The 10,944-nt window shown below is 60.2% G+C and carries 12 protein-coding genes and 1 tRNA gene; 5 read left to right on the top strand and 8 right to left on the bottom strand.

Going from position 1 to position 10,944, the window contains the following annotated elements; all coding sequences use genetic code 11:
- The first annotated feature begins 364 nt into the window (after nucleotides 1-364).
- From ABYW26_RS04525 to ABYW26_RS04535, 3 genes are all read left to right on the top strand, one after another.
- Entirely contained in the window at nucleotides 365-1,582 is a 1,218-nt protein-coding gene (locus ABYW26_RS04525; RefSeq protein WP_372603602.1) for a 3-hydroxybenzoate 6-monooxygenase, read from the top strand.
- Between the two features lie 10 nt (nucleotides 1,583-1,592).
- Entirely contained in the window at nucleotides 1,593-2,639 is a 1,047-nt protein-coding gene (locus ABYW26_RS04530; protein ID WP_372603603.1) for a cupin domain-containing protein, read from the top strand.
- 147 nt (nucleotides 2,640-2,786) lie between these two features.
- The gene (locus tag ABYW26_RS04535; protein ID WP_372603604.1) at nucleotides 2,787-3,251 is read left to right on the top strand and encodes a MarR family winged helix-turn-helix transcriptional regulator; all 465 of its coding nucleotides are present in this window, start codon (nucleotides 2,787-2,789) and stop codon (nucleotides 3,249-3,251) included.
- On the opposite strand, the gene ABYW26_RS04540 is transcribed toward ABYW26_RS04535, so the two are convergent.
- The 8 genes from ABYW26_RS04540 to rlmB all read right to left on the bottom strand — a co-directional run bounded on the left by ABYW26_RS04540 (nucleotide 3,252) and on the right by rlmB (nucleotide 10,126).
- Nucleotides 3,252-3,728 (bottom strand): MarR family winged helix-turn-helix transcriptional regulator, encoded by a 477-nt coding sequence (locus ABYW26_RS04540; RefSeq protein ID WP_372603605.1) that lies wholly within the window; start codon nucleotides 3,726-3,728, stop codon nucleotides 3,252-3,254. It lies immediately after the preceding gene.
- Nucleotides 3,729-3,732: 4 nt separating this feature from the next.
- Nucleotides 3,733-4,500 (bottom strand): crotonase/enoyl-CoA hydratase family protein, encoded by a 768-nt coding sequence (locus ABYW26_RS04545; RefSeq protein ID WP_372603606.1) that lies wholly within the window; start codon nucleotides 4,498-4,500, stop codon nucleotides 3,733-3,735.
- Nucleotides 4,501-4,514: 14 nt separating this feature from the next.
- Nucleotides 4,515-5,282 (bottom strand): SDR family NAD(P)-dependent oxidoreductase, encoded by a 768-nt coding sequence (locus tag ABYW26_RS04550; protein WP_372603607.1) that lies wholly within the window; start codon nucleotides 5,280-5,282, stop codon nucleotides 4,515-4,517.
- A 115-nt stretch (nucleotides 5,283-5,397) separates the two neighbouring features.
- A complete protein-coding gene (locus ABYW26_RS04555) occupies nucleotides 5,398-6,714 on the bottom strand; it encodes a TRAP transporter large permease (RefSeq protein WP_372603608.1) in 1,317 nt (438 codons plus the stop codon).
- Nucleotides 6,711-7,295, bottom strand: coding sequence for a TRAP transporter small permease (locus tag ABYW26_RS04560; RefSeq protein ID WP_372603609.1), 585 nt, complete (start codon nucleotides 7,293-7,295; stop codon nucleotides 6,711-6,713). Before ABYW26_RS04560 ends, ABYW26_RS04555 begins: the two co-directional genes overlap by 4 nt.
- Before the next feature lie 75 nt (nucleotides 7,296-7,370).
- Entirely contained in the window at nucleotides 7,371-8,420 is a 1,050-nt protein-coding gene (locus ABYW26_RS04565; RefSeq protein ID WP_372603610.1) for a TRAP transporter substrate-binding protein, read from the bottom strand.
- A gap of 291 nt (nucleotides 8,421-8,711) precedes the next feature.
- Complete coding sequence (locus ABYW26_RS04570) at nucleotides 8,712-9,188, bottom strand: CoA-binding protein (RefSeq protein WP_372603611.1); 477 nt, start codon at nucleotides 9,186-9,188, stop codon at nucleotides 8,712-8,714.
- 161 nt (nucleotides 9,189-9,349) lie between these two features.
- The gene (gene rlmB / locus ABYW26_RS04575; protein WP_372603612.1) at nucleotides 9,350-10,126 is read right to left on the bottom strand and encodes a 23S rRNA (guanosine(2251)-2'-O)-methyltransferase RlmB; all 777 of its coding nucleotides are present in this window, start codon (nucleotides 10,124-10,126) and stop codon (nucleotides 9,350-9,352) included.
- Between the two features lie 133 nt (nucleotides 10,127-10,259).
- Between rlmB and ABYW26_RS04580 the strand changes: the two genes are divergently transcribed.
- Nucleotides 10,260-10,343: transfer RNA gene (locus ABYW26_RS04580), tRNA-Tyr, on the top strand.
- Nucleotides 10,344-10,508: 165 nt separating this feature from the next.
- Nucleotides 10,509-10,944, top strand: a 436-nt coding sequence (locus ABYW26_RS04585; RefSeq protein WP_372603613.1) for an alcohol dehydrogenase catalytic domain-containing protein, incomplete at its 3' end; no start/stop codon positions are given.

Raw genomic sequence — 10,944 nt, forward strand, 5'->3', positions numbered from 1 at the left:
ATGACCGTTTGAGGCCGAACCTGCGCTTGCGGAAAAAGTTGAAACTCATTTGCCACAAATCAGATTTACGGACGCTGCCGGTCTGCGGGCGGGATTCGCTTTTGTGATCTGAGGCGCGCCTCAGAAATGTGACCATCCGGTGCACAGGTGAGGGCTGTCCGGTCGATACTTATAATTAGTATACATATTATGCGTACACATCTTTTGTGTTAGGCTGCTGGCACGCGATCAGGCGGAGCACCCTTAATTAATAAGTGTTCTACCTTTATTGACAGCATGCTGATTATCAGCTACACCACAGCCAATTTCCGACCATCGGGAGTCGTCGGATCTAAAGCAATTCAGCCAATCTGGAGGGAACACCATGAGTGCATCAAAGGGTAAAATCATCATCGCAGGCGGCGGGATCGGCGGCGTCTCGGCGGCGATGGGTCTTGCCAACAAAGGTTATAAGGTCACGGTTCTGGAACAGGCCCCCGAGTTCGGTGAAATCGGCGCGGGCATCCAGATCGGTCCTAACGCCTTTCACGCCATGGATTATCTGGGCGTCGGCGACGCCGGCCGCAGCAAGGCGGTCTATATCGACAAGCTGATCCTGATGGACGGCAAAACCGGCGACGAAGTTTCGCATATCGACATCGGCGAGCCCTTCCGCGAGCGGTTCAAGAACCCCTATGCCGTGATCCACCGCGCCGACCTGCATTCGGTGTTCCTGGACGCCTGCCGCGCCCACGAAAACGTGGAACTGGTCAACAACGTGGTCGTTACCGGCTATGAAAACACCCCGAACGGCGCCAAGGTTCTGACCGAATCGGGCGATGTCTACGAAGGCGATGCCGTGCTTGGCGGCGACGGTGTGCGCTCGAAAATCCGCGAACAGATGACTGGTGGGGATGAGCTGAAACTGTCGGGCCACGTCGCCTATCGCGCTGTGCTGCAACTGGATCAGATGCCGGAAGACCTGCGCTGGAACGCGGTTGGTCTGTGGGCTGCCAAGAAATGCCACATGGTGCATTACCCGCTGCAAGGCTGGAAAACCTTCAACCTAGTGGCCACGTTCGAAACCGATATCGACAATGTCGGCGTCAACGAGCCCGGCACCAAGGAAGAAATCCTGTCGCGCTTTGGCGAACTGGTGCCGCGCGCCCGCAAGCTGCTGGAAGTGCCGGACAACTGGCGCCGCTGGGTTCTGGCCGACCGTGATCCGATCGACAACTGGGTTGACGGCAACGTCGCCCTGATCGGTGACGCGGCCCATGCCACCCACCAGTATTTCGCTCAGGGTGCCTGCATGGCGATGGAAGACAGCGTGATGCTGGCGCACCAGCTGGAAAAACACGATGGCGATTTTGCCGCTGCCTTCGCCGACTATCAGGCCGCCCGCATCCCGCGCGCCTATCGCGTGGTTCTGTCGTCGCGCGAAATCGGCAAGCACGTCTATCACCCGACCGGCGCCCACCGTCTGGTTCGCAACGCGGTTCTGGGTGCGAAAACCCAGGAACAGTATCGCGAAAGCCTGGCCTGGCTCTATGGCGGCACCGGCCTGGACGAAGTCGATCTCAACGCCGTGAACCAGCGCTAAGGAGGCACGCATGTCTGAACTTGGAACTCTCGAAGACCTTCCGCTTGAGTATCGCAACAGCCTGACCGAGAAAAATCTCGTTCCGTTGTGGCCCAGCCTGCGCGCTGCCCTGCCCTATGGCATCCCGGCGCGCCGGACGCAGCCGGTGCTGTGGAAATACGACGACATTCGCCCGCGCCTGATGGAAGCGGGTGAACTGACCCCGATCGAAAAGGCCGAGCGCCGCGTGCTGGTTCTGGCCAACCCCGGTCTGGGGCTGGCCAACATGCAGGCAACTCCGTCGATCTATATCGGTATGCAACTGATCCTGAAGGGCGAAACCGCCCCGAACCACCTGCACAGCCCCAGCGCCGTGCGCTTTGTGGTCGAAGGTCACGGCGGTTACACCGTCGTGGACGGGGAAAAGCTGCCGATGGAAAAGGGCGACCTGATCCTGACGCCGTCGGGTCTGTGGCACGAGCACGGCCACGAAGGGTCGGACGCGGTTGTCTGGCTGGACGCGCTGGATCTGCCAACGGTGTTTGCGCTTGAGGCCTCGTATTCGATCGAGGGCGACCCGCAGCAGGTGTGCAACCAGCCCGACGCATCGCAGAACAACTTTGTCCGGTCGGGTCTGATCCCCTATTCGGCGCTGAACCGGCCCAAGGGCCGCTATCCGCTGAAGCGGTTCCCGTGGAAAGACGTGCGCTCGTCGCTTGAGGCGCTGGCCACCGTCACCAACATGGGCGATGCGGTGCAACTGGCCTATGTAAACCCCGAAACCGGCGACGAATGTATGCCGGTGCTGGGCTTCTCGGCGCTGATGCTGCGTCCGGGTGAAACCGTTACCCCGATCCGCCGTTCGGCTTCGGCCGTGATGAACGTGGTCGAGGGTTCGGGTCAGGCCGTGGTCGATGGTGTGGAACTGAACTGGAACGAGAACGACACCTTTGCGGTGCCGACCCATGCCAACGTCAAGATCACCAACACCTCGTCGACCAAACCGGCGTTCCTGTTTCAGGTGGACGACGCGCCGATGCAGCGCAAACTGGGGTTCTTCGAAGAATTCCCGGCGTAAGCGTCCGATAAATCAGCGACAAAACCGCCCGAATTTTCGGGCGGTTTTTTATTATAAAACAATAACTTCCGGCGCAATAAACGTGTTGTTTCAACTGCAATTCGCGCCCTATACTTGGGCAACAACAACCAGCGTAAGGGCATGACCATGACTGACCTTCACGCCCTTCCGGGCCACCTGATCCGCCGCTGCCATCAGATTTCGGTCGGGTTGTTTCTGGAAAAATGCGCGGCGTTCGACCTGACGCCGCTGCAATATTCGGCGCTGCGGGCGTTGGAGGAAATCGGGCCGTCCGACCAGATCCGCATCGCCGAGGTCACGGCCATGGACCGCACCACGGTGGCGAATGTTCTGGCCAATCTTGAACGGCGCGGGCTGGTGCGCCGGCAGGTGTCGAAAACCGACCGCCGGGCGAAAACCGTGTTCCTGCAACCCGCTGGTCAGACCTTGCTGGAAAATGCGCAGGCCGCTGTAACCGCGGCGCAGGCGAAACTCCTTGAGCCGCTCAGCGCCGACGAGGCCGATCAATTGCTGTCGCTGCTGACGCGGATCGCCGATGAAAACAATGCCGCCAGCCGCTCGCCCGTGCGCAACGCGCCGCGTCCGGACTGATCAGCCGTCCGCCGATTTCTGGATGCTTTTCAAGGCGTCGCGCAGGGTGCGAACCTGTTCATCTGTCAGCCCTGCAAGGATCTTGGCCTCGTGATCCTGCACCACTTTCAGCGCCGTGTGATACAGCTCTTTCCCCGCCGCCGTCGGCGTCAGGGCATAGGCGCGGCGGTCGGTCGGAACCTGTGTGCGTTTGATCAGGCCGCGCTTTTCCAGCTCGTCCACGATCACCACCAGATTTGGCCGTTCCACCGAAAGTGCCTGCGCCAGTTCGGACTGGCGCAGACCTGCGTTATCGACCACCACGATCAGCGCCGAAAACGTGAGCATCCGCAGATCAAGCGCTTCCAGCTCGCGGGCCAGATCGGCCTGCACAGAGTTGAAACACCGCTTCATCACATAACCGATAAACCCACGAAGGGTGTGATCAGCCTGCACGGTGTCAGCTGCGTTCGCGGTGATGTCGTGATGACTGGTCACTGGCTTAGCTAAACTTCGCGTCGCGTTTTTCGAGGAAGGCGGCAAGGCCTTCAACGGCATCCGGGCTGGTCTGGGTCAGAGCGGCACAGAGGCTTTCAGTGAACAGACCGTCGGTCTCGGACATGTCAGCGACGCGGGCCAGGCCTTGGATCATGACATAGTTCGACAGCGGTGCGTTATCGGCAACCTTGCGGGCCAGTTCGCGCGCCAGCGGCAGGGCTTCGCCCTCGCCCACCGAATAATGGGTCAGGCCAAGTTCCAGACCATCTTTGGCGCCGTATTTACGACCGGTCAGCATCATTTCGGTCATGCGGTCGGCACCAAGAATCCGGCCAACGCGCACCGAGGCACCACCACCGACAAAGATACCGCGACGGCCTTCGGGCAGTTGGAAAATGGTCGAGGGTTCGGCAATCCGCACATGGGTCGAGGTGGCCAGTTCCAGACCGCCGCCGATCACCGCGCCGAACATCGCCGAGATCACGACCAGACCGCCGTATTGGACCTTGTCCATCACGTCATGCCAGCCGCGCGAATGGCGCATGGTGCCTTCGGCGTCGCGCTGTTTGTGCTCGGACAGATCAAGGCCGGAACAGTAGTGGCCAGCGGTGCCGGTCAGGATGACAACCTTGACGCCTTTGGGCGGGTAGCTGAAAAAGCTGTCGATGGCCTGCAGCAGCTCGTCGCACATGGCGTTGCGCTTGCCGGGGCGGTTCATGGTCACGGTGGCGATATCGCCGTCGACTTCGACCTTCAGAATTTCTTCGGACATTCGCTGTATCTCCCTCAGCGTTGCGGCAGGCGCACGGCAGCGTCCAGCCGGATGGTTGTGCCGTTCAGCATCGGATTGGTGGCGATGGCTTCCACCAGCTTGGCATATTCATTCGCATGGCCCAGCCGCGACGGGAACGGGATGTTCGAGATGATCGCGGCGCGCACGTCATCGGGCAGGGTTTCGGTCATGGCGGTCTCAAACAGGCCCGGCGCGATGGCCATGACCCGGATACCGCTGCGGGCGAATTCGTGGGCCGCGGGCAGACACAGCGAGGCCACACCGGCCTTGGACGCGGCATAGGCGCCCTGACCGAACTGACCGTCCTGCCAGGCCACGGACGAGGTGTTGATGATGACACCGCGCTCGCCATCGGCGTTCAGGGCCTCAAGATCGGCCATGGCGCGGGCGGCGTAGCTCATGATGTAATAGGTGCCCATCAGGTTCACCGCGATGGTCTTTTCAAAGACGTCGAACGACAGCTTGCCTTCGCGGCCAACGATGCGCGCGGCCGACCCGATCCCGGCACAGCTGACCACGATCCGCGGCGCACTGCCCAGACCTTCGACAGCGGCGTTGAACGCGGCTTCGACATCGGCGCTTTTGCTGACATCGGCCTGCACGGCAACGCCACCGATTTCATCAGCAACGGCCTGAGCGGCTTCGAGGTTATAGTCCAGCACGGCGACTTTCGCGCCAAGCGATGCAAGACGGCGCGCAGTCGCCGCGCCCAAACCGCTGCCACCGCCGGTGACAAGTGCATTCTGACCGGAAATTTCCATTCTCATCTCACTCCTGGTAAAGCGTCTCGTGGATAATAATTATACCTGATAACCATTATCAAGCAAAATATTACGGCCGCCGGTTCGCTGACGAACAGGCGGCCGCTTGACCCGCTTACGAGGGCAAAAGGAACAGTGTGATCGCCGGAAACAGCACCAGAATCGCGACCCGGACCAGATCGGATGCGATGAAATACATCACCGCGCGATAGGTTTCCGAGATCGGGGTTTCCCGGTCCATCGCATTGATAATGAACAGGTTCATCCCGACGGGTGGGGTAATCAATCCGACCTCGACCACGATCAGCACCAGAATGCCGAACCAGATCGCCACGTGCTCAAGGCTCATGCCGAAATCCAGAACGCTGATGACCGGAAAGAAGATCGGGATCGTCAGCAGGATCATCGACAGGCTGTCCATCAGACAGCCGAACACCAGATAGAAGCACAGAATCAGCACCAGCACCGTCCACGGGCTGAAGCCTTGGCTGACGACAAAGTTCGACAGTTCCTGCGGCACCTGACTGAGCGCGAGGAAGCTGTTATACAGCCCCGCCCCCAGCACGATGAAAAAGATCATCGCGGTCGAGGTCGCCGTGGCAATGATGCTGTCGACAAAGATCTTCCACGTCAGGCTGCCGGAAACCAGCGCCACGATACCCGTGCCCGCAGCGCCCACAGCGGCACCCTCGGTCGGGGTGAACCAGCCCAGATAGATACCGCCCACCACCAGCGAGAACAGCAGCACGACCGGCCACACGGCGATCAGGGCCTGAATACGTTCGGGCCATGCGACCCGCTCACGGGTGCCTGCGGCCTTGGGATGCACACGCACATAGACCGAGATGGTGATGATATAACCCAGCGCCGCCAGCAGCCCGGGCACGAATGCGGCAAGGAACAGCTTGGCGATATTCTGCTCGGTCAGGATCGCATAGATCACCAGAATGACCGACGGCGGGATCAGGATGCCCAGCGTGCCGCCCGCAGCCAGAGTGGCGGTCGAAAAGCCGCCCGAATAGCCATAGCGGCGCAGTTCCGGCAAAGCCACGCGGCTCATGGTGGCCGCGGTCGCCAGCGACGAGCCGCAGATCGAGCCAAAGCCCGCACAGGCGCCAACGGCGGCCATCGCCACCCCGCCCTTGCGGTGCCCAAGAAAGCTTTCCGCCGCCTTGAACAGCGATGTCGACATGCCGCTCAGCGTCGCGAACTGGCCCATCAGCAGGAACATCGGAATGATCGACAACGAATAGCTGGAGAAGGTCGAATAGGTTTCGCTTTTCAGCTTGGCCATGAACATGACCGGGCCGCCCATCGCGAAATACAGCCCGCCAATGCCGCACAGGAACATGGCAAGCCCGATCGGGGCCCGCAGAAAGATCATCACCAGAAGGATCGGGAACGAGACGTATCCCAGTTCTAGAATACTCAATGGATCGCCCCCTCGGAGTTAGGCAGATACTTCTTGCCGGTCACCAGCCCCATCACGCGGGCCGCCGCGCAATAGACCGCGACGATCGACGCCATGACGGCGGCGGCAAAGCTGGCCGCGTAGGCCCACCAGACCGGAAATTGCAGAAGAAAGGTGGTCTCGCCGTTGTGGACCTTGCCCATCATGCCGTCAAAATGCCGGAAGGTGATCAGCACGATCAAGACGGTCAGAACGATCTCCCAGAAGGTGATGATAAAGGCGTTCACCGATTTCGACATGAACGAGGTAAACACGTCCACCGTCGCATGGGCGCCCATAATTTGGCAGATCGGCAGGAAGGCGAAGATCGTGAAGGCCATGCCTGCCTCGACAATCTCAAAGTCGCCCTGAACCGGCCCGATCCCGGTGCCAATCAGCCCGTCGGCCAGCCCCGGCGCAAGCCCGGTCAAAAGCGACGAATGTCCGAATGTGTTCGCGCCGCGCCCCAGAACGCTGACACATACCAGTATCACCAGTATCGTCAGACTTATCCCGCCGATGATCGCCATCGCACGGGCAAGTTTTAACATCGCATTGCCCATCGCTTCCCCCTGACCTTTACGAATGTGCAAACAAAATCCCGGCGGTCATTATCTGACCGCCGGGATTCGTTTTGTTTAGTGCGTGTTCTTCTCGATCAGCGCTTTGGCTTCAGCCACCAGGCCGGTGCCGTCTTTGCCAGCAGCGTCCATCTCGGCAACCCAAGTGTCGATGGTCGGCTGCGCGGCAGCTTTCCACTCGGCAACCTGTTCGTCGTTCAGAACGATGATGGTGTTGCCGCGATCAATGGCGATCTGATGCGACGGTTCATCGTCGATCTGCATCTGCTTACCAGCGAAAGCCGAGAAGTCGGCGCCCGAGTTGGAGTCGATGATCGCCTTCAGGTCGTCCGGCAGGCTGTTATACTTGTCCTTGTTCATCGCGAAGATAAAGTCGGTGGTATACAGCGTGTTGTCGCCAAAAGTGGTGTGGTTGCCCACCAGTTCGGCCACTTTCAAAGCGCCGGTCACTTCCCACGGGATGATGGTCGCGTCGATCACGCCTTTCGACAGTGCCTCGGGCACGGCCGGAACCGGCATACCGACGGGGGTCGCACCCAGCGAGCTGAACAGCATGTTGGTCACACGGGTCGGCGCGCGCAGTTTGACGCCGTTCAGATCCGAAACCGAGGTGATCGGTTTTTTCGAGTGGATCAGACCGGGGCCATGCACCCACAGACCAAGAACGTGGAAGTCGCTGTATTCGGTGTCGAACAGACCACGGCTTTCGGCCAGTTCCCAATACGAGCGCGACACGGCCTCGGCGTTGGTCATCATGAACGGCAGTTCGAACACTTCACCACTGGGGAAGCGGCCCGGGGTGTAACCGGCGACGGTCCAGACGATGTCGGCGACGCCGTCAACAACCTGGTCGATCAGCTCTGGCGGTTTGCCACCCAGCTGCATCGACGGGAACCGCTGAATTTCGATCCGACCACCCGATTCCGCTTCGATCTTGTTGGCCCAGACGTCCAGAACGTTCTTCGGGACGTTGGCTTGAGCCGGCAGGAACTGGTGCATACGCAGCGTAACCTCGGCCGCCTGCGCCTGAGGCGCGGCGAAGCCCAAAGTCAGCGCCGATACGGCAGCACCAATCAATCCCAGCGAATATCTACGGGTAAATTTCATTGCATTTCCTCCCTGATAGCAATGTCTCGTCATTATTAAGCAATGCCCCAATCGGCATGAGACACGAATCTCAAACCTTAGGCTAGGACATTTATCGCGCCTCACATAGCATACTTTTGATTATAATCAATAACTATTAGTATGCGGTCTTGAGTTTCAGTCCAGCAAACCTTCCCCCCAAAGGCCGCTTGTCCGAAATTTTCGTTTCAAGTGCAATGATGCACGTAAAACTGCCCACTTCAATAGTTAATAAACACGTTCACTATGTTTTAGGAACCGGGTTCACGCGACCTAAAGCCGGGAGGAAATAATCCCGGTCGCGAATCCGCCCATCCGCAATTCCCCGAACAGGCGCTGGTATTCGATTTTCGGACAGCGATTCTGAACAACCGTCACCCCGGCTGATTCTGCCATATTGGCCGCATCCTGATTCTCGACCCCGATCTGCATCCAGATTGTGCGCAGCGACGGCAGATTGGCCAAAGCCTCGTCCACGATCGGCGGCACATGATCCGAGCGCCGGAAGATATCGACCATATCCACCGGGATTTCCGGCGGAATCGACGCCAAATCAGGGTAAATCACCTGTCCGAACAGCCGCTCGCCCGCGTGACCGGGATTGACCGGGATCACCTTATAGCCCTTCAGGCCCAGATATCGGGCGACGTAATAGCTTGGGCGAACAGGGTTCATTGAAACCCCGACCACGGCAATCACCTTGGTCCGGGTCAGCACATCTTTCAGCAGGGCGTCGGAATAAAAGCTCATATGCGCGGACTATACATAAAAAAAGCGCCCGGTCTATTTACCGGGCGCCAGTCACGGAACGAGGGACAGTGAAGCGAAACGTAGCAGTTCCGGTGCTGCGCTTCGTGATAGGTAAATAAGCACCGGCAAGGCCATTTCCAGTTCGTGTCAAGAAAATGTGATCACACTCTGCGCGCCGCATACAGCGCCACCGCTGCCGCGTTCGACACGTTCAGCGATCCGAACGCGCCGGCAAAGGGGATCTTAACCAGATGGTCGCAGGTGGCGCGGGTGCGTTCGCGCAGGCCCGGCCCTTCGGCCCCCAGAACCAGACCCACCGGAACATCGCCGGCCTTGGCCAGCGCGTCGTCCAGCGACAACTCGGCGGTGCCATCCAGACCCAGCAGGACATAGCCCATGCGCCGCAGATCCTCCATCGCGTCAGCAAGGTTCTGCACCCGCAGATAAGGCTGCCGCTCCAACGCGCCCGAGGCGGTTTTCGCCAGCGCCCCGGTTTCCGGCGCCGAATGCCGGTGCGGCGCAATCACCGCCCGCGCGCCGAACACCTCGGCCGAGCGCAGGATCGCGCCGACATTATGCGGATCGGTCACCCGGTCCAGCAGCACCACGCGCGGGCTGGCCAGTTTCGGTTCGCACAATTCAGTCAGCGCGCCCCAGTCCAGGGGTTTGACCTCAAGCGCAGCGCCCTGATGCACCGAGCCCGAATCGATGGGCGCGGCGAATTTGCGCGGGTCGCTGATTTCCGGCTCCATACCGCAGACGGCGATCGCATCGGCCAGCCGGTCGGCGGCGTTTTTGGTGACGACCAGCCGCAGACGCTCGCGCTGCGGGTTCATCAACGCATCGCGCACCGCATGCAGCCCGAACAACCACACGGTTTCGGCCGCAGCGGCCCGTTTGGACCGTTCTTTTTCAATCACCCAGGTTGGCTTTTTCATCACCCCTGCCCCTGCTGTTTGGGAAGCCGGACCTTGCCGCCAATACACCCCATGCGCAAGGGATTTTCCTATTGACGGTGCCGAATGGCAGTTGTATCCCCCCGCTACTCAAAGCGGCAGCGCCGCATGAGATGGGCGACAGGCCGCAAGGTGTGGCAGGGGACTGTAACTCCCTCGCGGAGACGCACGCCTGGTTCGATTCCAGGGTCGCCCACCATCTCATCCCTTGTAAAATCACCAGTGATAAAGATGGCGCAAACCGCCGTCCGGCGCCGGGCGTTTCGCTGTCTCATTCGCGCGTCAAACGGTTGACCGGCCTCTGCGCCCCGCGCATCCTGATCTTCCGGTGAAACCACCGGTCAGAAACGGGGGAGGACAGGAAATGCGCGCAGTCTTGCTGAAACATCGCGGCCCGGACGGAGCAGTGGTCACCGAAGTGCCGCGGCCCGCGTTGAAAGAGGGTCATGTCGTCATCCGCATGCTGGCGGCCTCGGTGAACCGGGTCGATCTTTACATGCGCGACAATGGCGCTGGCATCACCCATACCCTGCCCCAGATCATGGGCGTCGATGGCGTTGGCGAGGTGGCCGAGGCCAATCCCGACTCAAACTTCAAACCCGGCGACCGGGTGATCCTATATCCTTACGAATTCTGCGGCGCCTGCCGCTATTGCCTTGCCGGTGACCAGACCCTGTGCCTGTCCGCCAGGATTTTCGGCGAACATCGCGACGGCACCATGGCTGAATATCTGCTGGCGCCCGAGGTCTCGGTTCTCCGCCTCTCTGACAAGGTCGATATCGACGGTGCGGCAACGCTGG

Source organism: Actibacterium sp. (assembly GCF_041584535.1).
Lineage (GTDB): Bacteria > Pseudomonadota > Alphaproteobacteria > Rhodobacterales > Rhodobacteraceae > Actibacterium_D.